Origin of the sequence: Aeromonas sp. FDAARGOS 1418 (assembly GCF_019048585.1) — a bacterium.
Taxonomy (GTDB): domain Bacteria; phylum Pseudomonadota; class Gammaproteobacteria; order Enterobacterales; family Aeromonadaceae; genus Aeromonas; species Aeromonas caviae.
Genome location: NZ_CP077387.1, coordinates 2,404,825 through 2,429,926 on the forward strand (window position 1 = coordinate 2,404,825; position 25,102 = coordinate 2,429,926).

At 62.0% G+C, this 25,102-nt stretch carries 20 protein-coding genes and 1 riboswitch; of the genes, 12 read left to right on the forward strand and 8 right to left on the reverse strand.

What is annotated here, in order from left to right; translation table 11 throughout:
* Window positions 1-7 precede the first annotated feature (7 nt).
* The 4 genes from flgJ to mgtE all read left to right on the forward strand — a co-directional run bounded on the left by flgJ (window position 8) and on the right by mgtE (window position 6,135).
* Complete coding sequence (gene flgJ, locus I6L48_RS11410; protein ID WP_113736223.1) at window positions 8-1,108, forward strand: flagellar assembly peptidoglycan hydrolase FlgJ; 1,101 nt, start codon at window positions 8-10, stop codon at window positions 1,106-1,108.
* 3 nt (window positions 1,109-1,111) lie between these two features.
* A complete protein-coding gene (gene flgK, locus I6L48_RS11415; protein ID WP_216987241.1) occupies window positions 1,112-3,109 on the forward strand; it encodes a flagellar hook-associated protein FlgK in 1,998 nt (665 codons plus the stop codon).
* A gap of 3 nt (window positions 3,110-3,112) precedes the next feature.
* Window positions 3,113-4,321, forward strand: coding sequence for a flagellar hook-associated protein FlgL (gene flgL, locus I6L48_RS11420; protein WP_201890785.1), 1,209 nt, complete (start codon window positions 3,113-3,115; stop codon window positions 4,319-4,321).
* A 177-nt stretch (window positions 4,322-4,498) separates the two neighbouring features.
* Window positions 4,499-4,668, forward strand: a riboswitch (M-box (ykoK) riboswitch).
* 123 nt (window positions 4,669-4,791) lie between these two features.
* Window positions 4,792-6,135 carry a magnesium transporter gene (gene mgtE / locus I6L48_RS11425; protein ID WP_041213161.1) on the forward strand — a complete coding sequence of 448 codons (1,344 nt, stop codon included), beginning with the start codon at window positions 4,792-4,794 and terminating at the stop codon, window positions 6,133-6,135.
* A gap of 59 nt (window positions 6,136-6,194) precedes the next feature.
* On the opposite strand, the gene ppx is transcribed toward mgtE, so the two are convergent.
* The 3 genes from ppx to I6L48_RS11440 form a co-directional block, all read right to left on the reverse strand.
* Entirely contained in the window at window positions 6,195-7,685 is a 1,491-nt protein-coding gene (ppx, locus tag I6L48_RS11430) for an exopolyphosphatase (RefSeq protein WP_041214872.1), read from the reverse strand.
* Window positions 7,675-9,744 (reverse strand): polyphosphate kinase 1, encoded by a 2,070-nt coding sequence (ppk1, locus tag I6L48_RS11435; RefSeq protein WP_010675282.1) that lies wholly within the window; start codon window positions 9,742-9,744, stop codon window positions 7,675-7,677. Before ppk1 ends, ppx begins: the two co-directional genes overlap by 11 nt.
* Before the next feature lie 76 nt (window positions 9,745-9,820).
* Entirely contained in the window at window positions 9,821-10,333 is a 513-nt protein-coding gene (locus tag I6L48_RS11440; RefSeq protein ID WP_010675281.1) for a glycine cleavage system protein R, read from the reverse strand.
* 258 nt (window positions 10,334-10,591) lie between these two features.
* Here I6L48_RS11440 and I6L48_RS11445 point away from each other — a divergent pair, with 258 nt between their 5' ends.
* From I6L48_RS11445 to I6L48_RS11465, 5 genes are all read left to right on the forward strand, one after another.
* Complete coding sequence (locus I6L48_RS11445) at window positions 10,592-11,431, forward strand: DUF2726 domain-containing protein (protein WP_216987242.1); 840 nt, start codon at window positions 10,592-10,594, stop codon at window positions 11,429-11,431.
* A gap of 239 nt (window positions 11,432-11,670) precedes the next feature.
* The gene (locus tag I6L48_RS11450) at window positions 11,671-13,089 is read left to right on the forward strand and encodes a sigma-54 dependent transcriptional regulator (RefSeq protein WP_053288347.1); all 1,419 of its coding nucleotides are present in this window, start codon (window positions 11,671-11,673) and stop codon (window positions 13,087-13,089) included.
* Window positions 13,090-13,194: 105 nt separating this feature from the next.
* On the forward strand, window positions 13,195-14,229 hold the full coding sequence (locus tag I6L48_RS11455) for a PAS domain-containing sensor histidine kinase (protein WP_043153839.1): 1,035 nt from the start codon (window positions 13,195-13,197) through the stop codon (window positions 14,227-14,229).
* Between the two features lie 70 nt (window positions 14,230-14,299).
* Window positions 14,300-15,634 carry a sigma-54 dependent transcriptional regulator gene (locus tag I6L48_RS11460; RefSeq protein ID WP_052815405.1) on the forward strand — a complete coding sequence of 445 codons (1,335 nt, stop codon included), beginning with the start codon at window positions 14,300-14,302 and terminating at the stop codon, window positions 15,632-15,634.
* Window positions 15,635-15,741: 107 nt separating this feature from the next.
* Window positions 15,742-16,503 (forward strand): Nif3-like dinuclear metal center hexameric protein, encoded by a 762-nt coding sequence (locus tag I6L48_RS11465; protein ID WP_010675276.1) that lies wholly within the window; start codon window positions 15,742-15,744, stop codon window positions 16,501-16,503.
* Window positions 16,504-16,617: 114 nt separating this feature from the next.
* Here the strand turns inward: I6L48_RS11465 and purN are convergent, their stop codons facing one another.
* Both purN and purM read right to left on the reverse strand, forming a co-directional pair.
* On the reverse strand, window positions 16,618-17,256 hold the full coding sequence (gene purN / locus I6L48_RS11470; protein WP_216987243.1) for a phosphoribosylglycinamide formyltransferase: 639 nt from the start codon (window positions 17,254-17,256) through the stop codon (window positions 16,618-16,620).
* Entirely contained in the window at window positions 17,253-18,290 is a 1,038-nt protein-coding gene (gene purM / locus I6L48_RS11475) for a phosphoribosylformylglycinamidine cyclo-ligase (RefSeq protein ID WP_216987244.1), read from the reverse strand. Before purM ends, purN begins: the two co-directional genes overlap by 4 nt.
* Window positions 18,291-18,466: 176 nt before the next feature.
* Here purM and upp point away from each other — a divergent pair, with 176 nt between their 5' ends.
* The 3 genes from upp (at window position 18,467) to hda (ending at window position 21,066) form a co-directional block, all read left to right on the forward strand.
* Entirely contained in the window at window positions 18,467-19,093 is a 627-nt protein-coding gene (upp, locus tag I6L48_RS11480; RefSeq protein WP_005302745.1) for a uracil phosphoribosyltransferase, read from the forward strand.
* Between the two features lie 140 nt (window positions 19,094-19,233).
* A complete protein-coding gene (locus tag I6L48_RS11485; RefSeq protein WP_042864114.1) occupies window positions 19,234-20,262 on the forward strand; it encodes a DUF2066 domain-containing protein in 1,029 nt (342 codons plus the stop codon).
* A gap of 102 nt (window positions 20,263-20,364) precedes the next feature.
* Window positions 20,365-21,066 carry a DnaA inactivator Hda gene (hda, locus tag I6L48_RS11490; protein ID WP_010675272.1) on the forward strand — a complete coding sequence of 234 codons (702 nt, stop codon included), beginning with the start codon at window positions 20,365-20,367 and terminating at the stop codon, window positions 21,064-21,066.
* Between the two features lie 93 nt (window positions 21,067-21,159).
* On the opposite strand, the gene aceA is transcribed toward hda, so the two are convergent.
* From aceA to I6L48_RS11505, 3 genes are all read right to left on the reverse strand, one after another.
* Window positions 21,160-22,473: an isocitrate lyase gene (gene aceA / locus I6L48_RS11495; protein ID WP_041214877.1), complete on the reverse strand. Its 1,314-nt coding sequence runs from the start codon at window positions 22,471-22,473 to the stop codon at window positions 21,160-21,162.
* A 69-nt stretch (window positions 22,474-22,542) separates the two neighbouring features.
* Window positions 22,543-24,150, reverse strand: coding sequence for a malate synthase A (gene aceB / locus I6L48_RS11500; protein WP_216987245.1), 1,608 nt, complete (start codon window positions 24,148-24,150; stop codon window positions 22,543-22,545).
* 692 nt (window positions 24,151-24,842) lie between these two features.
* Window positions 24,843-24,983, reverse strand: coding sequence for a hypothetical protein (locus I6L48_RS11505; RefSeq protein ID WP_010675269.1), 141 nt, complete (start codon window positions 24,981-24,983; stop codon window positions 24,843-24,845).
* Between the last annotated feature and the right edge of the window lie 119 nt (window positions 24,984-25,102).

A 25,102-nucleotide genomic window follows, 5' to 3' on the forward strand; every position in this document is an offset into this window, starting at 1 on the left:
GTAGGTTATGGCAGAGTTCGACACCCAGAGCGGCATCAATATTGGCATGGTGCAGGACGTCCAGAATCTGGACAAACTGCGCCAGATGAGCCTGAGCAAGGAGGGGAAGCAAGGGGCCCTGATGGCGGCTGCCCGCCAGTTCGAATCCATCTTTACCCAGACCCTGTTCAAGGGGATGCGCCAGGCCAACTCGGTGCTCACCGAGGGCAACCCGATGAACAGCAGCTACACCCAGTTCTATGAAGGGATGCTGGACGAGCAGCGGGTTGCCGACATGTCGAGCAAGGGGGGGCTGGGCATCGCCGAGATGGTGGCCAGGCAGCTCTCACCCGAGCAGACCTTCACCCATCAGGATGGCCGGGTACTCAAGCTGCCCCAGCGTACCGAACGGGTCTACAAGCCCTATCAACCCCCCAGTGCCTCAAACGATCTGATTGCAGCCTCCAAAGTTGGCAAAGATTTTGCTGATAACGAAATGAAGGGTGAGCTGAATGGGGCCGAGCGTACGCTGGCCATGCCAAGACGCCCCCACCGCACCGTGCCGCCCATGGGCAGCAGCCAGAGGCCTTCGGCCCTGGATGGCAGCGCCAAGGTGTTTGACAGCCCGGAAGAGTTCGTCGACAGGCTGATGCCGCTGGCCAAGAAGGCGGCGGACAAGCTGGGGTTGAGCCCGGCGGTGCTGGTGGCCCAGGCCGCCCTTGAGAGTGGCTGGGGCAAGCGGGTGATCAAGGATGCAGACGGAAACGTGACGCACAACCTGTTCGGCATCAAGGCCGATCCACGTTGGGAAGGCCCCAAGGCGGTGGTGAGCACCCTGGAATACGAGCAAGGGGTGGCCTCGCGCCAGAAGGCGGCGTTTCGCTCCTACGAGTCGTTCGAAGAGAGCTTCAACGACTATGTGGATTTCCTGACCTCTGGGAGTCGCTACAAGGGGGCACTGGCCAAGGTGGACAGCCCGGAACGTTACTTCGAGGCGTTGCAGCAGGCCGGTTATGCCACCGATCCCCAGTACGCCAGGAAACTTAAACAAGTGTTGCGCAGTGATGCCATCGCCGGTTACTCGACGCCCGGCAACATTGCAGACAGGAACACAGAGATGGAGCTGTAAGCTATGGCAAGCGATCTGCTTGGAATTGGGACCTCGGGTGTGTTGGCCCAGCAGCGACTGCTGCAGACCACCAGCAACAACATAGTGAACGTCAATAGCCAGGGCTATGTACGTGAACGCACCCTGATCTACACCAATTCCGTCGGATTGGGGACGGGCGACATGGTGAGCGATCGCATCATCAACGCCTATGCCCAGGCCGAGGTGCGCCGGGATACGTCCGCCTATCAGGCGGCCAACACCCGCTACGATCAACTGTTCCAGCTTGACAGCCTGCTTGGTGATGCCAGCAACAGCGTGGGGACCACCATCACCTCCTACTTCAAGGCTTTCCACACCGCCAACGAGTCACCGTCCGAGATCGGAGGGCGCAAGACGACCCTGAGTGAACTGAGCGGCATGGTGGACAGGTTCCATACCCTCTCCGCCCAGCTCGACAAGCAGTCCGATACCATCAACGCCACCATAGGGGACGAGACGGACAGGGTGAACAGCCTGCTGAACAGCATCAACGATCTGAACCAGGCCATCGTCCGCACCCAGGGCTCCCCTGAAGAGAACCTGATGCTGTTCGATCAGCGGGATGAGGCCATTCGCCAGCTCTCCGAGAAGATGGAGATCCGCACCGTGACCCAGCCCAATGGCAGCATGCTGGTCAACATGAGCACAGGGCACTCCCTGGTGCTCGATGGCGGCGTGGCCCAGTTCAAGGTGGTGCCGGGGGATCCGGATTCCCGTGAGCCTTCCCTGCAGCTGACCCTGGGCAAGAACCAGGCCAGCATCAACGACAAAGATATTGGCGGTGCCATCGGTGGCCTCTTCACCGCGCGCCGGGATCTGGAGCCCGCCAAGCGGGAGCTGGGGCAGCTGGCCGTCGCCCTGGGGGATGCCATGAACCAGCAGAACCGGCTGGGGATGGATCTCGACAACGAGCTTGGGGGGGATCTCTTCACCCTCAAGGGAAGCCAGGGGCTGCCCTACGCCAGCAACCAGGGTAACGGGGCGGCCAGCGTCAACTTCGTCCCCGGCAAGGGGAGCGAGGTGACCACCTTCGACTACGAGGTGCGGTTCAACAGCGCCACCGGTTACGAGGTATTCGCCATCGACGGCAGCGGGCAGCGTACCTCGCTTGCCACGGGGACCACGCCGCCAGCCACCTTCGAGGTGGCGGGGCACGGCATCGAAATCGATCTCTCCGGCACTCCGGTCGCGGGTGACAAGATCTTGTTGCAACCCACCCGGAATGCGGCTGCCAACCTGGAGCAGGCGATCACCCGTCCCGAGGATATCGCGCTGGCATCCCCCCTGAAGGCGGACAAGGGATCCCAGAACCTGGGCTCGGGCGAGATAACGCTGGGCGGTGTCTACAACACCGGCACGGGCTCGGGTTTTGGCACCAACACTCTGGACCCGAGTGCCCCCCAGGTCATCAAGATCGACGGCAGCGGCAACTACGAGGTCTATGACAAGAACAACAACCTGCTCGGTGTGGCCCCCGCCTCCAGCAAGGGAAAGAACCTGATGGCCGCCCTCGAGAGCCCCCTGGGGGGGCCCAAGGTCTACGCCGATCCGACCCAGAGCCCGGGCTATGAGTTCAGCATCACCGGCAAGGTGGAGGCCAACGACAGCTTCACGCTCAGCTACAACAAGGACGGCTTCGCGGACAACGCCAACGGCCTGGCGCTGGCGGAGCTGCAAAACAAGGAGCTGGTGCGCAAGAACAACAACGCCGCCACCAGCAACGACAAGATGACCTTCAACGATGCCTACTCGGGTCTGGTGAGCGGCATTGGCAACAAGACCAGCCAGGCCAAGACCCTGCTGCAGGCCAACGAGGCGAAGCTGACCCAGAGTACCGCCATCTTCGAGAGTGTCTCCGGCGTCAATCTGGAGGAGGAGGCGGCCAACCTCATCCGCTTCCAGCAGTCCTATGCGGCCTCGGCCCAGATAGTGAACACCGCCAAGACCATCTTCGACACCCTGCTCTCCTCCGTGAGGTAAGTCATGCGCATCACCACCAACATGATCTATGACCGCAACCTTGCCTCCATGAGCAAGGTGAGCGAGCGCCAGAACACCGCCTACAACCAGTTGATGACGGGGGATAAATTCTCCCGTTCCGGGGAGGACCCGGCCGGCATGAGCCAGAAGATGGCGCTGACCAAGGAGATCGATCTCTTCAAGCAGTACGGCGTCAACGGCAGCCTGCTGGAGAACAGCCTGGGCCACGAGGAGACGGTGCTCACCTCCCTCAACAACGCCATGCTGAGTGCCCAGACCCTGATCCAGAAGGCGAACAACTCCGCCATGGGCTCCGAGGAGCGCAACGCCATCGCGAGCGAACTGGAGGGGCTGCAAAAGCAGATGTTCGACCTGATGAACAGCAAGAACTCCCAGGGGGAGTACATCTTCGGCGGCAATCAGAGCAAGACCCAGCCCTTCGTCAAGGATGCCAGCGGCAACTATGTGTTCCAGGGGGACACGGGGCAGCGCAACATCCAGGTCTCACCCACGGTGCAGATCCCGGCCAACGACTCCGGTTTCGATCTGTTCGAGATAGTGGCGACCCGGCGCACTGCCAGCGCCGCTAGTGGCAACATCCAGGTGTCGGTGGCGGATCAGGGGAACTTCGAGAGCTTCTATCGCAACAACTATGACTCTTCCCTGCCGAGCAACCAATATGCGGTCAGCACCCTGGCCGGGCCGCCGGACACCTACGAGATCCGTGACAGCGGTGGCACCCTGCTGCAAAGCGGCGACTATGTGGCGGGCAACAAGATCCCCTTCAACGGCCTGGCGCTCACCCTCGACCTCCCTGCGGGGTCGGCGACCCAGAACTTCGTGCTGGATACCCCGAAAAACGACAACATCCTCAATGGCATGTCCGATTTCATCTCCGCCATGCGTGATCCGACCCTGTCCGAGAGCGATTTCCAGCTGGCGGTCTCCGATGCCACCACCCACATGAGCAACGCCAGAACCAAGATAGACCGGGGACTGGGGGAGCTGGGGGGAAGGATGAACAGCCTGGAGCAGGTGATGAGTTCCAACGATGGACTCAGCACCCTGAACCAGCAGGCGCGGGCCAAGGTGTCCGAGGCGGACATGTACGAGGTGATCGCGGCCCTCTCCAAGGAGGATGCAGCCATGAGCGCCTCCCAGCTCGCCTTCAGCAAGATAAGCAAGCTGACCCTATTCGACTATATCCGCTGACGTTCGTCCGTTGACCGCAGGCTCCCCCGTGCCACGCACGGGGGAGCCTCGTTTCATGAAGGGCCCGCCGTCCGGCCAATTTGTAACAACCCGTTGCCAGGGGCCCGTTTGCCTTGACTCGACCTGCGCCTGGGCAGATGATGCCGCCCGCACGGTAGCGCCGTGCAATCAATGTTCGCAGCATCTCGTTAGGCGAGGCTCCTGCATAAACACAGGCCACTGATCTCACGACGTCCAGAGACGCCCAAGATCAGGACAGTTTTCATCGGATTAAGGTGTCAACCCAAGTGGCTTCCGGCATGCCGGATACGTTATGCAGTGCTAAAGCTGGTACGTGGGGATGAAAACACGCCGGACGGCGTCATTTCCTGCCTGTTACTCGTCAATCAAATTGCTGTTTTCTTGCCGTTGCATCCGGCCAGGTGCCGGAGGCGTTCAGGTTCGCCTGAAATCACATGAGGACATCTGTGATGAAGAAAACACACACCCTGCTCAATCGTCATCAACTGCTCGACCCGGTTGCCCTGCGCAACTGGCTGGCGCACAACCTGGATCCGGTGGCCCGTGCCGATCAGCTTCTGACCCTGCGCCCGGAAGAGCTCAACTGCATCTTCGATACCCTCTCCATGCCGGAAGGGGCGTCCTTGCTCGCCTCCCTCCCGGCGGAGTGTGCCGGCCATCTGCTGCTCAGGCTGCATGGCAGCATCGTGGGAATACTGCAGGGCACCCTGGCCCGTCGTGACCTGCTGGCCATCCTGCGCAGGCTCGACGAGCACGATCGCAAGACCCTGCTCGCCCGGCTGCCGGAGCCCGCCCGCAAAGCCTTCCAGTCCCTGCTGGCCTGGCCGAACGAGTCGGTGGGGGCCAACATGCGCCACGAATACCTGGCAGTGGAGGCCGATGCGACGGTGGAAAGCGCCAAGCAGCTGATCCACGGCGCCTGGGATCAGGCCAGGCTGTTTGGTCATCTCTATGTGGTTGACGGCGAGCAGCGCCTGCTTGGCAGCGTCTCCCTCAAGTCGCTGCTGATCGCCGATCCGCTGCTGCCGGTAGGGGAGCTGATGGAGGGGGAGGCGGTGCGCATCAACGCCCGGGCGGATCAGGAGCTGGCGGCCCGCCTGCTCATTGACCGCGACCTCTCGCTCCTGCCGGTGGAAGATCAGGGGCGTCTGGTGGGGGTCTTCCACGTGGACGATGCCGCCGACATCCTGGAGCTGGAGTCCACCGAGGATGCGGAGCTGCAAGGGGGCTCCTCGCCGCTGGATACCCCCTATCTGCAGGCCACCCCCTGGCAGTTGTGGCGCAAGCGGGTGGGCTGGCTGCTGATCCTGTTCGTGGCGGAAGCCTACACAGGCACCGTGCTGCGGGCCTTTGAAGAGCAGCTGGAGGCGGCCATCGCCCTGGCCTTCTTCATCCCGCTCCTCATCGGCACCGGTGGCAACAGCGGTACCCAGATCACCACCACCATAGTGCGCGCCATGGCGGTGGGGGAGGTGAGCCTGAAAAACCTCGGCACCGTGCTGAAGAAGGAGATCTCCACCGGTCTGCTCATCTCGGCCGCCATCGCGCTGGCGGCCTGGGTGCGGGCCTGGAGCCTGGGAGTGGGGCCCGAGATCGGCATGGTGGTGACCCTGACCATCGTCGCAATCGTGCTCTGGAGCGCCACCGTCGCCTCGGTGATCCCCATGGTGCTGCGTCGCTTTCGCATCGACCCGGCGGTGGTCTCCGCCCCCTTCATCGCCACCCTGGTGGACGGTACCGGCCTCATCATCTACTTCGAGATAGCCAAGCTGATCCTGCCGGATCTGCAGTAGGAAAAGACAAGAGACAAAAAAAGGCAGCCATCGGCTGCCTTTTTGCACAGAGGGGCGGGTTACCCGAGCTGGAACAGCAGGGGCCAGCCCTGCTCGTGGCAGTAGCGGTGCTCCTTTTCCAGGTTCTGCATCAGCAACTTGTTCTCGTCGCACCAGTCGAGCGGCAGGGTGACCACCAGCTGATCCCCGGCGGCCTGCACGTTCCACTCGGGCAGCAGGTTGTCCTGACGCCTGTGGTGGGCCGCCACCGCGAGGCGCAGGATGCGGATGCAGCGCAGCACCGTCTGCTCGTCGTGATTGGGCAGGGCCGGCAGCTCGGAGAGCTTGAGCCCCTTGCGATGAAAGCGCACCAGGGCCGCCAGCAGGGCTTGATCGTCCTGATTGAAGCCGGGCAGGTCGGTGTTTTGCAAGATGTAGGCGGAGTGTTTGTGGATGCCGCTGTAGTTGATGGCAAGGCCGATCTCGTGCAGCCGCGCCGCCCAGCCGAGGATGGCGCGATAGGGCTCTTCCGGCATCTCCCAGGGGCCGCTCAGGGCGTCGAACAGGGAGAGGACGCTGCTCTCTACCCGGGTAGCCTGGCGCTTGTCGATGCGATAGTGGGTGCTGAGGGCAAGCGCGGTACGTTCGCGAATGTCGTGATGCTGCAGGCGCTCCTCGAACTCGTAGAGCAACCCTTCGCGCAGGGCGCCGTCGGAGTACTCCATCCGCTCGATGGGCAGGGAGGTGAAGAGCCCGAGCAGGATGGCCACCGCGGCGGCAAAGACCCCCTGACGCTCCTCGGTGAGGCCCGCCAGCTTGAGCTGGTCGACCCGCTTGTGCTTGAGCATCTCTTCCTTCAGCCGCTCGAGTCCCGCCAGGGTGATGGCACCATCGGTCCACTCTTCCCCCTGCAACACGTCGCGCACGGTGCGGATGGAGCCAGAGCTGCCGAGGCAGCTCTGCCAGCCCAGCTTGCGGTACTGGTTGATGATGGGGGCGAGCTGGTGCTGGGCTTCCAACACGGCGGCGTTGAAGGCCTTCTCGCCGAGCTTGCCGTTGCCAAAGAAGCTCTGGGTGAAGCTCACGCAGCCCATCTTGCGGCTGGTGAGCGCCTTGTGCTCAAACCCTTCGCCAATGATGAGCTCGGTGCTGCCGCCGCCGATGTCCACCACCAGCACCTGGCCCTCGATGTGCTGGGTATGAGCGACCCCCTGATAGATGAGGCGGGCCTCTTCCTGGCCGCTGATGATCTCGATGGGGTGGTTGAGCACCTTGGCCGCCTCGCGCACGAAGTCGCGGGCGTTGCTGGCGCGGCGCAATGTGTAGGTGCCGGCGATGCGGATCTGATCCGGCTTGATGTTGGTGAGCCGCTCGGCGAACAGGGCGAGGCAGTCCAGCCCGCGCGCCATGGCCTCCTGGGACATGCGGCGCTGCTCATCCATCCCTTCGGCGAGGCGCACTCGCTCCTTGATGCGATCGATGATCTGCATCCGCCCCTCGGTGAGGCGGGCAATGACCATGTGGAAGCTGTTCGAGCCCAGATCGACAGCGGCGTACAGACTATTGTCCATGGTTTGACTCTATGCGTTTGAGGTAGTCGTAAATCGCCACCTGGGAACGGACCTTGCGGCGGTTGCCCCGCTTCACGTACTCGTTCTTCTGGTCGGCATCGATCACCCGCGCCTTGCAGGTATCACTCAGTTGTAGCTCGAGAATGTCGAGGATGCGCTGCTTGAGCCGCTCGTCATAGATGGGGGTGCCCACCTCGATGCGACCGTCGATGTTGCGGCTCATCCAGTCGGCACTGGAGATATAGAGCTGGGGATTGCCCTTGTTGTGGAACACCATCACCCGCGGATGTTCGAGGAAACGGTCGATGATGCTGATGACCCGGATGTTGTCGCTCAGACCCGGCACCCCCGGGCGCAGGGCGCACATGCCCCGGATGATCATCTGGATGGGCACCCCGGCCTGGCCGGCGGCATAGAGCCGGTTGATGAGGTCTCTGTCCACCAGGTTGTTGATCTTGAGGGTGATACCGCTGGGTTGCCCCGCCTTGGCGTTGGCCAGCTCGTTGTCGATGAGGCGATAGAGCTGGCGGCGGCTGTTGATGGGGGAGACCAGCAGGTGGTTGAACTTGTAGCGCCGGTACGGGTACTCGATGTACTCGAACACGCTCTCCACCTCGGCGGTGATGTCCGGATGGCGGGTCAGCAGGGAGAAGTCGGTGTAGATCTTGGCGGTCTTCTCGTTGAAGTTGCCGGTCCCGATATGGGCGTAGCGCACCGCCTCGCCGTTCTCGTGGCGGGTGATGAGGCAGAGCTTGGAGTGGATCTTGAGGCTGGGCACCCCGAACACTACCTTGACGCCTGCGTCGGTCAGGATGTTGGCCCAGTCGATGTTGGCTGCCTCGTCGAAGCGGGCGCGCAGCTCCACCACCACGGTCACCTTCTTGCCGTTGTTGGCGGCGTCGATGAGGGAGTGGATGATCCGCGACTTCTTGGCCACCCGGTAGATGTTGATGCGAATGGCGCTGACCGCCGGGTCGAAGGCCGCCTGGCGCACCAGCTCGGTGAAGTGGTGGAACTTGTGGTACGGGTAGTAGAGCAGGATGTCCTGCTTGGCGATGGCGTCGAAGGCGTTGACGAAGCCGTCAAAGTCGCGGCAATCGAGGGCCGGCAGCTTGGGGTTTTCCAGGTAATCCCGGCCCACATTGGGGAAGCCGATGAAATCCTTGAAGTTGTGATAGCGCCCACCGGGCATGATGGCGTCGTAGGAGCTGATCTGCAGCTTGAGCTTCAAGAAGCTTATCATGGCCGCCGGCATCTCCCGCTCGTAGACGAAGCGCACCGGCATGGCGGTGAGGCGCTGTTTCAAGCCGTCACTCATCTTGTCCACCAGGCTGAGGTCCAGCTGGTCGGAGAGGTCATATTCGGCATCTCGGGTCAGCTTGACCGCGTAGGCGGCAATCTCGTCGTAGTCGAAGAAGCCCTTGAAGATCTCGTCCAGACAGAAGCGGATAACGTTGTCCAGGATGATGATCTGCTTCTTGCGACGGGTGCCCTCCGGCGGTAGCTGGAAGAAGCGGGGCAGATCGTCGGTGGGCACTTCCACCAGGGCGTACTGGATCACCTGGCCGTTCTTCTTCATCTCGATGGCGAGATAGGTGTGCTCGTCTTTCAGGAACTTGACCGGGTTGACCTCCTTGTTGAGGAGGATGGGGATGATGTGGCGCAGCACCTTTTCCCGGAAGAAGATCCGCAGCCACTGCTGGATGGACTCGGAGAGCTGGCTTTCGTTCACCAGGAAGATGTTGTGGCGGGCCAGCGCGATCAGCAGCTCCTTGTAGGTGTTGTCGAACGCCTCGCCGAGCGCCATCACCTTCTGCTGGATGGCGCGCAGCAGCACCTTGGCCTCGTCGTCGCCGCCGTGGACTTCGTTGATGAGGATGCGGCGCTTGACGTCCGACACCCGTACCTTGAAGAACTCGTCCTGATTGGAGGAGAAAATCCCGAGGAAGCGGACCCGCTCGATGAGGGGTACCGTCTTGTCCATCGCCTCTTGCAACACCCGTTCATTGAATGAGAGCCAGCTAAGCTCTTTCTCTTCATACTGCTTGTCGGTGCTCATCTGGTGCCTCTTTGCTCTGGTTGCGTCTGCGCGGAAGTTATGGCGTCAAACCATGACAAATTTATGACAGGCGACACTATTCGCTCAGATCCTGATCGATGTCGACGACGAGGTCGTCGGAGAGGGACTCCAGGGCCGTGACGAGATCGTCCAGTTCGAGCTGCGGCGGCAGGGCCACCAGGGCGTGGGCATAGAAGAGAGGGGCGCCTGAGTGGGGCGCAGGTTCGCAACCTGTGGTGAGGTCGGCGACGTTGATGTTGAGCTGGCGCAGGATGCTGGCCACTTCGTGGACGATGCCCGGTCTGTCGTTGCCGGTGACGCTGAGCATCACCTGATGGGCCGGTTGCGGGCTCAGCTGCCCTTCGGCGAAGCTCACGGTGAGGCCAGGCAGCATCACCAGGGCCTCGCACAGGCTGCGGTAATGCTCGTCAGGCACGGCGACGTGCAAAATGCCGGCAAATTGCCCCGCCAGCTCGCTCATGGAGCTGGCCAGCCAGTTACCCTGCTGCCGGGTGATGGTATCGGCCAGGCTCTCGACGATCCCGGGTTTGTCTGCGCCGATCACGGTGACGACCAATTGCTTTTGCATCCTGCTCTCCTTGAATGGGGCTGCGTGGGGTCCGTTGACGCCTGGCGGCGACGGGGTGCGCGCCAGAACGTCCATGGGCTCTAGCATTGTGCCTGCTGTGACAGGCCATATGAAGCCCGCCTTGCGCAAATTCAGTGAAAAAACGCGAATGCCGGGACGGGCTTGATTTCTGCGCTGCCTGAGTCGCTTTCCCCGTGGTAGAGTGTGCCCCTTCCTTTGGTGTGAACTGAATTTGTCTTGTAAACGGGATGTGCGTGTATGAATAGCCTTGTCGTATCAGGAGCCGTGTTGCTGGGGTTGCTCCTGCTGGTGATCGTCTGGCGCAGGGAGAAAGAGGGCAAGGCCGAGCCCTATGATCTGCAGGAAACCTTGATGAGCCCAGCCGAGCGCACCTTCTTCGGGGTGCTGGATCAGGCGGTGGGGGACAAGGCCCGTGTCTTTGCCAAGGTACGAGCCTCCTATGTATTGACGCCCGACGCGCACCTTGGCAAGGGCAAGCGCCAGCAGGCGCTCGGCAAGATAGGGGAGAAGCACTTCGATTTTCTGCTCTGCCACCCGGCGGATCTCTCTTTCCTGTGTGCCGTGGAGCTGGATGACGAGGGGCACCGCCACCAGAAGCGCAAGTCGCGGGATCTCTTCCTGAAGGCGGCCTGCGATGGCGCCGGCCTGCCGCTGTTGCAGATCCCGGCCAGCAGCCACTACCAGGTCGACGAGTTGCGGGAGCAACTGCTGCCCCTGCTGGCGAGAACGACGGCGCCGGTGGATGACCTGCTGCCCGGCGAGCGCCGCGAACCGACCTTCAGCCCGCTGCTGCTCGATGGTGTCGATCTGGGCACGTCACACCCGGGGGCTGCCAGGGAGCCCCAGGTGCCGCCCCCCCAGGCCGGAGAGGCAATGCCCGTGTTGATGGAGGAGAATCCCTTCCTCGATCCGGATGAGGAGGAGCCCCGGGAGACGATCCCTCATTGCCCCCGCTGTGCCGCGCCCCTGGTGGCACGGGAAGCACGAAAGGGTCCCCATGCCGGTCGCCTGTTCCTCGCCTGCAGCCGGTTTCCCGAGTGCCGCTATGCCGCTCCCCAGGAGAGCGTGAAACACTGATCCCTCCTCTGACGCCGCACCCTGTCGGCGTCATTCTTTCCCCTTCGCTGGTTTTCATCCGATACTCAATCTGGCTGGAAGCGTGATCCCCGTCCCGCCAGGGTCCGGGAGGATGTGACAAGTTTTGACAATCCGCCATAATTTTGGCACTTTGTCCCCCTTATGACACAGTGCGAAATTGGTTTTAATAAGCACTTAAAAAACAATAGTTTGGCGTCAGGTGTGAAAATATGGATAGGATGGCTATGGGTGTGCTGCTTGTTGATGCCGATGATGTGCGGCGCCAGCAACTGGGGACTGTGCTCTCCTTCATGGGGATCCCCTGGCAGGAGGTGGTTGAGAGCGATCTCGATGTGGCCATCGAGACTGCCGGGCCCTTGCAGGGGATTCTGGCCGGGGAACTGCGCGAGCGCGCCCTGAGTGAGCTGCTTGCCGCCCATCCTCGTCTGCCCTTCCTCTCCCTGATGCCGGCGAGCCATGGTTGCAGCAACTTCATCGGGGTGGCCGAGGCGCCCTTTACCTATGAGTCCCTCACCCGTCATCTGCACTTCTGCCAGGCCTTCATCTCCCTGCATCCCCGTCATCAGACCCACGACAAGGGTCAGACCCTGCTGCGCCTGCTGGTGGGCAAGGGGAGGGGCATCCAGGAGGTGCGCCGTCTTATCGGCCAGGTGGCCGAGACCGACGCCAACGTACTGATCCTCGGTGAGTCCGGAACCGGCAAGGAGGTGGTGGCTCGCGCCATCCACGAGCTGTCCGCCCGAAGCGCGGGCCCCTTCGTGCCCATCAACTGCGGCGCCATTCCGGCGGAGCTGCTCGAGAGCGAGCTGTTCGGTCACGAGAAGGGGGCCTTCACCGGTGCCATTGCCGCCCGGCGCGGCCGCTTCGAACTGGCCCAGGGGGGCACCCTCTTCCTCGACGAAATCGGCGACATGCCGCTGCCGATGCAGGTCAAGTTGCTGCGGGTGCTGCAGGAGCGCCAGTTCGACCGGGTCGGGGGCGGCAAGGCCGTCCAGGCCGATGTGCGGGTGATCGCGGCGACCCACCGGGATCTGGAAGCCATGATCCGCACCCTGGCATTTCGCGAAGATCTCTACTACCGCCTCAATGTGTTCCCCATCGAGACGCCCCCCCTGCGGGATCGGGCCGACGACATCCCGCTGCTGCTGCAGGAGCTGCTCAATCGCCATGCCGAACAGCACAAGGGGATCATCCGTCTGACCCAGCGCGCCATGGAGTCCCTGATGCAGTACGCCTGGCCCGGCAACGTGCGCGAGCTGTCCAACCTCATCGAGCGCCTGCTCATCCTCTATCCGAACCAGATCGTCGATGTGGCGGATCTGCCCGGCCGCTATCGCCTGCTGCCCTGCGAGCCACGAGATGAGCGGCTCACCGAGATGGACGAGCGGGACGCCCTGGCTGCCGTGTTCCAGTCCCCACCAGAGCTGGATCCCGGCATCGCCATGCCCCTGCCCATGCAGTTGCCTCAAGAGGGGGTCAACCTCAAGGAGATGCTGGCCGACCTCGAGGTGGAGCTGATCCGCCAGGCCCTGGAGTCCCAGGACGGGGTGGTGGCCCGCGCCGCCGACCTGCTCAGCATGCGCCGCACCACCCTGGTGGAGAAGATGAAGAAGTACGGCATGAGCAAGGACAATTGAGGTCAATGCTTTGACGCATTGACCCAATACATTGATAAATAACGTCTATTTTGCTGGCATGGAAATTGAATAAGCTGACTCAATCGCCAGTTTGAGGTCAGCTTTATGACAATCTTGCAGCAGGATGTCCCCCTCCAGTCACATGAAGTGAGTCAGCTTTACGCCATCTTCACGGCGCTGCCGACCGGCGTGCTGCTGCTCGATGGCGAGGGGCTGATCACCCGTGCAAACCCTGCCGCCCTGGCGCTGCTGGGAGAGCCACTGGAAGGCCTCTCCTGGCGCCAGATCATTGCCCGCTGCTTCGAACCCCGTGAGGATGACGGTCACGAGATCTCCTTGCGAGACGGTCGCCGGGTTCAGCTGTCGACCCAGCCGCTGCCGGATCAGCCCGGCCAACTGGTGTTCATTACCGACTTGACCGAGACCCGCCAGTTGCAGGACAGGGTCAACCACATGAAGCGTCTCTCCGCCCTTGGCAACATGGCGGCTTCCCTGGCGCACCAGATCCGCACCCCGCTCTCCGCCGCCATGCTCTATGCGGCCAACCTGGCCAACCGCACCCTCAAGCCTGAATCCCGCAGCCAGTTCCAGCAAAAATTGATGGCCAGGTTGCAAGACCTGGAAAAACAGATCAACGACATCCTGCTGTTTGCCCGCAATGGCGACAACCAGGTGGTGGCGCCCCTCTCGGTGCAGGGCTTGCTGGCGGAAGTGCAGGCGGGGGCCGAAGCCTTCTGCCAGCAGCAGGGCTGCGCCTTGCATCTGGAGGCCCCTGAGCCCGATCTCTGTCTGCTTGCCAACAGCAGTGCCCTGGCGGGGGCCATCAACAACCTCATCGCCAATGCCCGGCAGGCCGGCGCCGATTCGCTCCTGGTGAGCGCTGTGCGCAGCGGCAACCGGGTGGAGATGCGGGTCATCGACAACGGTAAGGGGATGGCCCCCTCCCTGCTCAACCAGATCTTCGAACCCTTCTTTACCACCCGATCCCAGGGTACGGGCCTCGGTCTTGCGGTGGTGCAGTCGGTGGTACGAGCCCATCAGGGGGAGGTGAGCGTGGCCTCGGTCCCTGGCGAGGGCACCTGTTTTACCCTGTCCTTCCCCCTGCATCAGCAACAGGTTCAGTTGGGGGGCGTGGCATGAGCCACGCAAAAGCCGGAGCGCCGGTGAAGATGATTCTCGACAAGGCCATGTTGGTTGTAGGAGGTGTGGCATGACCCAGGCTCGCATTCTGGTGGTGGAAGATGACAACGGCCTGCGCGAGGCGCTGGTGGATACCCTGCTGCTCGGTGGCTATGAGTGCCGCGAGGTGGACAGCGGCGAGCGGGCCCTGCTTGCCCTGTCCCGTCAGCGCTTTGACATGGTGATCTCCGACATCCAGATGGGGGGCATGGATGGTCTGACCCTGCTCGCCAACATTCGCCAGCAATATCCCCAGGTGCCGGTGCTCCTGATGACTGCCTACGCCAACATCGACGGGGCGGTGCGCGCCATGCGCGAGGGGGCGATCGACTATCTGGCCAAGCCCTTCTCCCCCGAGGTGCTGCTCAACCAGGTCAGCCGTTATGTGCCGGCCCAGAAGGTGGAGAAGCGTGCCGTGGTGTACGGGGACCCCAGGACTGCGGAGCTGTTCCAGCTGGCGACCCGGGTGGCGAGAAGCGAAGCCACCGTCATGGTGACCGGCCCGAGCGGGACAGGCAAGGAGGTGCTGGCTCGCTACATTCACGACCACTCCAGCCGGGCAGAGCAGGCCTTCGTCGCCATCAACTGCGCCGCCATTCCGGAGAACATGCTGGAAGCGACCCTGTTTGGCTACGAGAAGGGCGCCTTCACCGGTGCGGTGCAGGGGTGCCCTGGCAAGTTCGAGCAGGCTCAGGGAGGAACCCTGCTGCTCGACGAGATCACCGAGATGGATCTGGGGTTGCAGGCCAAGCTGCTGCGGGTCTTGCAGGAGAAAGAGGTGGAGCGGCTCGGCAGCCGCAAGATGATCCCCCTGGATGTGCGGGTCATTGCCACCAGCAACCGGGATCTGAAAAAAGCGGTGCAGGACGGGTTGTTCCGCGAGGATCTCTACTACCGCCTCAACGTCTTCCCCCTGCGCTGGACGGCGCTCTGGGAACGCCCGGGTGACATTCTTCCCCTGGCGGAGCATCTGCTGGCGCTGCATGCCAGCCAGATGGGGCTGCCGACGCCGCAGCTCGCAGAGGACGCCCGAGAGCGTCTGATGGCTCACCCCTGGCCCGGCAACGTGCGCGAGCTCGACAACGTGGTGCAGCGCGCCCTGATCCTCTGTCCAGACGGCCTCATCGACTGTGAGCACCTGATCCTGGAGGAGACGGACGAGACCCTGGTGCGGCCGCTTGAGCGGCTGTCAGGGGAGGGGCTTGGCGGCGAACTCAAGCTGCAGGAGCACCAGATCATTCTGGACACCCTGCAGGAGTGCAACGGCAGTCGCAAAGCGGTGGCCGACAAGCTCGGCATCAGCCCGCGCACCCTGCGCTACAAGCTGGCCCAGATGCGTGACGCCGGCATCGAGTTGCCCGCCTAGGCCTGACAGGCGCATGGCCTTGCCGGTCCGGCTCGATTATCATGGGCCCTGACGATCGGAATCCGGCTCCCCGCACAGTACGTGGGGAGCCCAGCTAGGAGACCCCCATGATCTCTCATCGTAAACTGGAAAGCCTGCTCAACCACCTGCTCGAACCCCATGCCATCAAGGATTACTGCCCCAACGGCCTGCAGGTGGAGGGGCGCGAGCGCATTCGCAAGGTGGTGACCGGCGTCACCGCCAGCCAGGCCCTCATCGATGCCGCCGTGGCCGCCGATGCTGACGCCATCCTGGTTCATCACGGCTACTTCTGGAGCGGCGAGCCGGCCCAGATCACCGGCATGAAGCAGCGTCGTCTCAAGACCCTCTTGACCCACGACATCAACCTGTTTGCCTACCACCTGCCGCTGGACGTGCACCCCGAGGTGGGGAACAACGCCCAGCTTGCCAGGCTGCTCGGCATCAAGGTGCGTCGCGGTCTCGAACCCTGGAACAGCAAGAGCGTGGCCATGGTGGGCAAGCTGGAGGAGCCCATGAGCGGCAGCGATTTTGCCAAGCTGATTGCCGAGCGTCTCGGTCGCGAGCCGCTTCATTGTGGTGACAGTGGTCCCGAGCTCATCCGCTCCGTGGCCTGGTGCACCGGCGGTGGCCAGAGCTACATCAGCCAGGCGGCGGAGCAGGGCATCGATGCCTTCATCTCCGGCGAAGCCTCCGAGCAGACCATCCACACCGCCCGCGAGATGGGCATGCACTTCTACGCCGCAGGCCACCACGCCACCGAACGTTACGGCGTCAAGGCGCTGGGAGAGTGGCTCGCCACCGTACACGGGTTGGAGGTGACCTTTATCGATATCGACAATCCGGTGTAGGGCCGATTAGCCGCGCAGCGGCGTCATCGGACGTGATGACAGCCATTGCGCTGGTCGATGGAAATGACAAGGGAGGCCTAAGCCTCCCTTGTTGTGTCTTACTGCTGCTCGCGGTTACTCGCTGGCATAGCCTGCCAGGCCAAGCTGCTTGCCATCGAGGAAGGCAGACCCTTCTCGCATCTGCAAGCGCCCTTCACAGAACCACTGCACCACCAGGGGGTAGATGCTGTGCTCCTGTACCTGGACTCGGGCGGCGACCTCGTCGGCACTGTCCCCTTCGAAGATGGGGACCCGTGCCTGGAGGATAACCGGGCCGCCGTCGAGCTCTTCGGTGACGAAGTGGACGCTGGCGCCGTGCTCGTCATCACCGGCCTCGATGGCGCGCTGGTGGGTGTGCAGACCCTGGTATTTCGGCAGCAACGAGGGGTGGATGTTGATCATCCTCCCCGCGAAGTGACGCACGAGGTCGGCGCTCAGGATCCGCATAAAGCCGGCCAGCACCACCAGGTCGGGCTGATAGTCGTTCATCAGCGCCAGCAGGGCGGCGTCATACTCCTCCCGACTAGCAAACTGCTGCTGGGCCAGGATGGCGGTGGCCACCCCCGCCTTTTTGGCGCGCACCAGCCCGTAGGCATCGGCCTTGTTGCTGATGACGCCGACCACCTGACCGGCAATCTTGCCGTCGGCGCAACTGTCGAGAATGGTCTGCAGGTTGCTGCCGTTGCCAGAGATAAGGACCAGGATCCGCATCATTGGATGATGACCTGCTCCTCACTATCGGCCGCCTTGGCGATATGGCCGATGTGCCAGGCGTTCTCGCCTTCGGCCTTGAGCAGGGCCAGGGCCTTGTCCAGCTGATCCGCCGGCAGGGCGATGATCATGCCGACGCCGCAGTTGAAGGTGCGATACATCTCGTGGCGGGTGACGTTGCCTGCCTGTTGCAGCCAGCTGAACACCGCCGGCCACTGCCAGCTCTGCTCGTCGATGACCGCCTGGGTGTTGGCGGGCAGCACGCGCGGGATGTTCTCCCAGAAGCCGCCGCCGGTGATGTGGGACAGGGCGTGGATCTCGCACTCCTTGATGAGCTTGAGCACGGGCTTCACGTAGATGCGGGTCGGCTCCAGCAGGGCGTTGGCCAGGGTGGTATCACCCAGCGGCTGCTGCACGTCGGCCTTGGAGACTTCCAGGATCTTGCGAATGAGGGAGAAGCCGTTGGAGTGGGGACCGCTGGCGGCCAGGGCGATCAGGGCATCCCCTTCGCCAACCTTGCTGCCGTCGATGATCTCGCTCTTTTCCACCACGCCGACGCAGAAACCGGCGATGTCGTAATCTTCCCCTTCATACATGCCCGGCATCTCGGCAGTTTCACCGCCGACCAGGGCACAGCCGGACTGTTCGCAGCCGGCGCCGATGCCGGTGACCACGGCAGCGGCAGTGTCCACGTCCAGTTTGCCGGTGGCATAGTAGTCGAGGAAGAAGAGGGGCTCGGCGCCCTGCACGATGAGGTCATTGACGCACATGGCGACCAAGTCGATCCCCACGGTGTCGTGCTTCTTCAGGTCGATGGCCAGACGCAGCTTGGTGCCCACCCCGTCGGTACCGGAGACCAGTACCGGTTCCTTGTAGCCAGCAGGGATTTGACACAGGGCCCCAAAGCCGCCAAGACCACCAAGGACTTCAGGACGACGAGTGCGTTTTGACACGCCCTTGATACGTTCAACCAGTGCATTGCCGGCATCGATATCTACGCCAGCATCCTTGTAGCTCAGTGAGGTTTTGTCAGTCACGCGTATTCCCCGTCATATAAAGAAGTGGAGGGTAAAATTCGGGGCGTATTCTACCAGCGGGCACGAAAAACCAGAAAGAAAATCGTTTGCGCGTTTTTGAATCGAAAAGCTCTACAAGCCGTGGCTTTTGTTGTATGATTCCGCGATTTTTTTGGCGCCGGTTAGAGGAGATAATAATGAAAGTCGTTGAAGTCAAACACCCCCTGGTCAAGCACAAGATCGGCCTGATGCGCGAAGGCGACATCAGCACCAAGCGTTTCCGTGAACTGGCCAAGGAAGTGGGCAGTTTGTTGACCTACGAAGCGACCTCTGACTTCGAAACCGAAAAAGTGACCATCGATGGCTGGAACGGCCCTGTGGAAGTCGACCAGATCAAGGGCAAGAAGGTCACCGTCGTGCCCATCCTGCGCGCCGGTCTTGGCATGATGGACGGGGTGCTTGAGCACATGCCGAGCGCCCGCGTCAGCGTGGTCGGTATCTATCGCGATGAAGAGACCCTGCAGCCTGTCCCCTACTTCGAGAAGATCGTCAGCAATATCGAAGAGCGTCTGGCCCTGGTCATCGACCCCATGCTGGCCACCGGCGGCTCCATGATCGCCACCATCGATCTGCTCAAGAAGAAAGGTTGCCAGTCCATCAAGGTGCTGGTGCTGGTTGCCGCGCCGGAAGGCATCAAGGCGCTGGAAGCCGCTCACCCGGACGTGGAGCTGTTCTGTGCCTCCATCGACCAAGGGCTGAACGAGAAGGGCTATATCGTCCCGGGTCTGGGGGATGCTGGCGACAAGATCTTCGGCACCAAGTAAGCATTACCCCATCGCCGCGCCCAAGGCGCGCAAACGGAGCCGGCACCCTGCCGGCTCCGCTGTTTCTCCCCCCTTTGCTTGCTGCCATGCGCGCCTTGCCGCTACCATAAGCACCATCCCCCATTTCGAGAATCTTCTTTATGCTGAAACGCTTAGCGACTCTCCTCTGCTGCTGTCTGCCACTCGTGGTGTCGGCCGCCCAGGTAACCGACCTCTATCAGGGCAAGGCTCCCACCAGTGGCGACATGACGGCCGCCCAGTCCCAGGCGCTGGGGGATGTGCTCGTCAAGGTGACGGGCAAGCGCGATATCCTCACCCAGCCGGATGTGGTGAAGGCCCTGGCGGCGCCGGCGGATTACGTGCAGCAATACAGCTATCAGGACATCGGCTCGGTCAAGTTTCTCAAGGCGGATTTCAATGTGGCCAAGGTGAACGCCCTGGTCGGCCAGAGCAAGTTTGCCCTGCTGGGCCCGGTGCGGCCGCAGGTCGCCATCTGGCTGGTGGTCGACGAAGGGGAGCGGCGCATTCTGCCGGATCAGTCCGGCGATGGCTGGTCCGAGGCGCTGCGTGCCCAGACCCAGGCCATGGGGCTGCCGGTCAGTCTCCCGCTGATGGACTTGGATGACAACATGGCGGTCAATGCCACCGATGTCTGGGGCCGCTTTGCCGATCCCGTGCTCAAGGCGAGCCAGCGTTACGGCGCCGAAATGGTGGTGCTCGGCAAACTGAGCCCGGAGGGGGAGGCCTGGAGCATCGACTGGGGTCTTTATGGTACCAAGCCGGGGGCGCAGGCAGGAGAGCTGACCGAGCTGACCAAGGGCTCGGGTTCAGGTACCCAGGCCGAGGTGGCAAAGGGCTTTGCCGATGCCCTTGCCGGTTGGCTGGTACAGCAGTACGGTACCCGTCTCTCCGGTGTCGCCTCCAGCCAGACCCTGGTGGTGGAGGGGCTGTCCGATATCGATGGCATGATCCAGATCCAGAAGCTGCTGCAGGGGATGGCCAGTGTCACCAAGGTGGCCATCGGCAAGTTGGAAGGGGACAAGGTGACCTTCAACCTCTCGCTGCAGGGGGACAAGGCCGAGCTGGTGAGGGGGTTGCAACTGGAGAGCCGCCTGCATCAGGTGGAAGACAACGAGAGCGGCCTGCGCTATCAATGGTCGCAGCCCTGATCCCGGGGAAGGATCCTGACCGCCCGGCATGGTCCGGGCGGTTCTCTATCTGCCCCGCTGGTGATACACTTGCCCGCAAATATCACAGTCAAAGCCCAACGAGTGAAGCAACCGGCCCAACTGTCTTTAGCCGTACAACTACCGGATGATGAAACCTTCGTCAGTTTTTATCCCGGCAACAACGCCCATCTGATCACCGCCCTCAAGAATGCGGCCATCGGTCAGGGCTCGCCCTTCCTCTATTTCTGGGGAGCCAAGGGGTCGGGCCGCTCCCATCTGCTCCATGCTACCTGTGCCGAGGTCAACGCCCGCGACGCGGCGGCGGCCTATCTCTCCCTCGATCAATTCGAACAGCTTGACCCCAGCATGCTCGATGCCCTGGAGAGCCTGCCCCTGGTCTGTCTCGACAGCCTGGAGGCGATCGCCGGCAACGCCCTGTGGGAGCGGGCCCTGTTCGACTTCTACAATCGCTGGAAGGAGAAGGGGGAGGGGACACTCATCGTTACCGGCTGCAGCGCGCCACGCAAGCTGGGGCTGCAACTGCCGGATCTCGCGTCCCGTCTCGACTGGGGAGTGAGCTTCCACCTCGACGAGCTGGACGACGAGGGCAAACTCAGCGCCCTGCAACTGCGCGCCGAGCTGCGGGGTTTCAAGCTGCCCATCGACGTGGGCCGTTTCCTGCTCAACCGCCTCTCCCGCGACATGCGCACCCTGCTTGCCACCCTCAATCGTCTCGACAACGCCTCCTTCCGTGCCAAGCGCAAGCTGACCATTCCCTTTGTCAAAGAGATACTCGAGCTCTGAGCCCGTCAGGCTGGTTTGAGGCTCGGCAACGCCGAGGCCACGAATAAAAAGAAACCCCGGCACCAGGCCGGGGTTTTGCTATCTCAATGTCTATCAGTGGAACTGATCTTCTTCGGTCGAGCCGGTCAGCGCGGTCACCGACGACTGGCCGCCCTGAATGACGGTGGTCACCTTGTCGAAGTAACCGGTACCCACTTCCTGCTGGTGTGCCACGAAGGTGTAGCCCCGCTCGGCGGCGGCGAATTCCGGCTGCTGCACCATCTCGACATAGTGCTTCATTCCCTCGCCACGGGCGTACTGGTAGGCCAGCTCGTACATGTGGAACCACATGTTGTGGATACCCGCCAGGGTGATGAACTGGTACTTGTAGCCCATGTCGGAGAGCTCCTGCTGGAAGCGGGCGATGGTGGCATCGTCCAGGTTCTTCTTCCAGTTGAAGCTCGGGGAGCAGTTGTAGGCCAGGATCTTGTCCGGGTACTGGGCCTTGATGGCCTCGGCAAATTTGCGCGCCTCGTCCAGATCGGGCTTGGCGGTCTCGCACCACACCATGTCGGCGTAAGGGGCGTAGGCCAGGCCGCGGGAGATGGCCTGCTCGATGCCAGCCTGCACCTTGTAGAAGCCCTCGCTGGTGCGCTCACCGGTCAGGAAGCCGGCATCGTAGGGGTCGGCATCCGTGGTCAGCAGATCCGCTGCGTTGGCGTCGGTGCGGGCGATGACCAGGGTGGTGGTGCCGCAGACATCTGCCGCGAGGCGGGCTGCGATGAGCTTTTGCACCGCTTCCTGGCTCGGGACCAGTACCTTGCCGCCCATATGGCCGCACTTTTTCACGGACGCGAGCTGATCTTCGAAGTGCACGCCGGCGGCGCCCGCTTCAATCATCCCCTTCATCAGCTCGAAGGCGTTCAGCACGCCGCCGAAACCGGCTTCCGCATCCGCTACTATGGGCAGGAAGTAGTCGATGAAGCCCTTGTCCTCTGGTCCAACCTTGTTGGCCCACTGGATCTGGTCGGCCCGGGCGAAGGAGTTGTTGATGCGCTCCACCACGGAGGGGACGGAGTTGGCCGGGTAGAGGGACTGATCCGGGTACATGGTGGAGGAGAGGTTGTTGTCCGCCGCCACCTGCCAGCCGGAGAGATAGATGGCTTCGATGCCGGCCTTGGCCTGCTGCACCGCCTGGCCGCCAGTCAGGGCGCCGAGGCAGTTTACATAGCCCTTCTTGGCGCCGCCGTGGATCAGCTCCCACAGTTTGTCGGCGCCGCGTTGGGCCAGAGTGTGTGCCGGCTGCAGGCTGCCACGCAGGTTCACCACGTCCTCGGCGCTGTAGCCGCGCTTGATCCCTTTCCAGCGGGGGTTTTCTGCCCAGTCTTTCTCGATAGCCTGGATCTGTTGCTCACGGGTCAGTGCCATATCAGTTCCCTCTTTCATTGATTTCACGTTTCCATTGACTTGTTATGGGGGCCGTTACCGGCCCGGGTCTCACAGCCGCTCGTAGCCGGGCAGCGTCAGAAAATCGATGAGTGTGTCGGCGCAGGTGATCTCGTCCATCAGGGCGCTCGCCTCGGCGAAACGGCCGGATTGCCAGCGGGCCTCGCCCACTTCGCCTCTGACCACCTCCTGCTCCTCGGCCAGCATCTGGCGGAACAGCGCCTTGGTCACCACCTGACCGTTGGAGAGGGTCTTGCCGTGGCGGATCCACTGCCAGATGGAGGTGCGGGAGATCTCGGCGGTGGCGGCATCTTCCATCAGTCCGTAGATGGGCACGCAGCCGTTGCCGTTGATCCAGGCTTCCAGGTATTGCAGGGCGACGCGGATATTGGTGCGCATGCCCGCCTCGGTGCGCTCGCCCTCACAGGGGGCCAGCAGGTCGGCGGCCGTGATGGGGGCATCCTGCTCGCGCAGCACGCCGATCTGGTTCTGGGCACCCGCCGGAATGGTGGCGTTGAACACCGCCATGGCGGTATCGACCAGACCGGGGTGGGCGACCCAGGTGCCATCGTGGCCGTTGTCGGCCTCGCGCTGCTTGTCTGCGTGCACCTTGGCAAACACCTGTTCGTTGACTGCCGCGTCCTTGGCCGGAATAAAGGCAGCCATGCCCCCCATCGCCAGCGCGCCGCGCTTGTGGCAGGTCTTGATGAGGAGTCGCGAGTAGGCAGAGAGGAACGGCTTGTCCATGGTCACCACCTGACGATCCGGCAGGACGCGATCGGGATGGTTCTTCAAGGTCTTGATATAGCTGAAGATGTAGTCCCAGCGACCGCAGTTGAGGGCAACGATGTGATCCTTCATCTGATAGAGCAGCTCGTCCATCTCGAATACCGCCGGCAGGGTTTCGATGAGCACGGTGGCCTTGATGGTACCGCGGGGCAGACCGAATTTGTCCTCGGTCCAGGCGAACACCTCGCTCCACCAGCGCCCTTCCAGATGGCTCTGCAGCTTGGGTACGTAGAAGTAGGGACCGGATCCCTTGGCCAGCAACGCCTTGTGGTTGTGCAGGAAATAGAGGGCGAAGTCGAACAGGCCGCCGGGAATGGGGGCACCATCAAAGGTGACGTGTTTCTCCGGCAGATGCAGACCGCGCACCCGGCAGATGAGCACGGCCGGGTTGGGATTCAGGGTATAGGCCTTCCCCTCCGGGCTCTGGTAGGCAATGGTGCCGTTGACCGCATCGCGCAGGTTTATCTGGCCCTCGATCACCTTGTTCCAGGCCGGGGCCAGGGAGTCCTCGAAGTCGGCCATGAAGACCTTGACGTTGGCGTTGAGGGCATTGATCACCATTTTGCGCTCGACCGGGCCGGTGATCTCCACACGGCGGTCCTGCAGATCGGCGGGAATCCCGCGCACCGTCCAGTCACCATCGCGAATGTGGGCGGTCTCTGGCAGGAAGTCCGGCAACTCGCCGCCATCGATACGGGCCTGGCGTGCGACTCGCTGCTTCAGCAGCTCATTGCGTTGGGGAGCGAAACGTTCCACCAGTTCGGACACCAGGGCCACCGCATCCGGCGTCAGGATCTGCGCGTAATCGGGAAGCATCTCGCCTTGAATGCGCAGGCGGGTGCTGCTGATGGTCTGGGCCGGTGCCGACATAGTGGGTACTCCTCCAAAAGTTACATTTTGAATTTATTAACTACGACTAACGTCTATATCCCTTTCTTTCAAACTCCCCGTAACAGCGGGGTAACACGATTCATAAGGTGCAAAAGAATGGCGGATTCGTCAACTTGATTTTTAAAACAGGTGTTTTTTGATGATAGTTAAGATGCTGTTTTAAATGGATTTATGTGATTAGTGCAAAAGCTCTTTGCAGATGGTTATGCTCTTGGGTTGCCGGGGCGGCAGGGGGGAGGATTTCGGTAGAGGGGATGGGTTAAAAATGTAATTAATTACGTAATAAAATTACAAATGCAAAAACAAATCCCGACATTACTCCAAGCTTTGCAAAAACAGCTGTATGAAATGTCTTCGTTCAATCCAGCCTGCATGGGGGCTATGAAGTGACCGGGTAGTGAACTGATGTTTAAAACTAAAATGTCAAATTGGGTCAAAATGGCGAAGGCGAACAGGAGAGAGGGAAATGACGAGCAATAACGTAGGTTTGTATCAAGGCGTGTCCATGAAGGAGAGGGAGGTTGGAACGCAGCGGATGGTCAATTAAACTGATTTTTGAACAAAAACTAGCATTTTGTCGTTATTTGCGGTGGCGGTCTGTTGGCCTGGGTCAAGGGCGGTGCCGGACAGCAAAACCGGCGTCTTGAACCGCACTATGGCACGGGCTCGTCTCAGTAATCTTCATCCGGGGCGGCGAGATCGATCACATCGAGGTGCACTGAACTGCCAAACCCGTGCTCTGCGGAATCGAGCTCGGAGGGCGTGGGGGAGATCAGGGGCTGAACGGGCTGGGAGTCAACAGCTTGGGTCATGGATGCTTGCCTCATTGATTGCAAGCCGGTCGGTGATTCCATCACCCTAGTGTCCACCTCCCTGTTTTTATGGCCGGCGGAAAAGTTGCGTATCCTAGCGGCACTTTATGAAAGCCTCA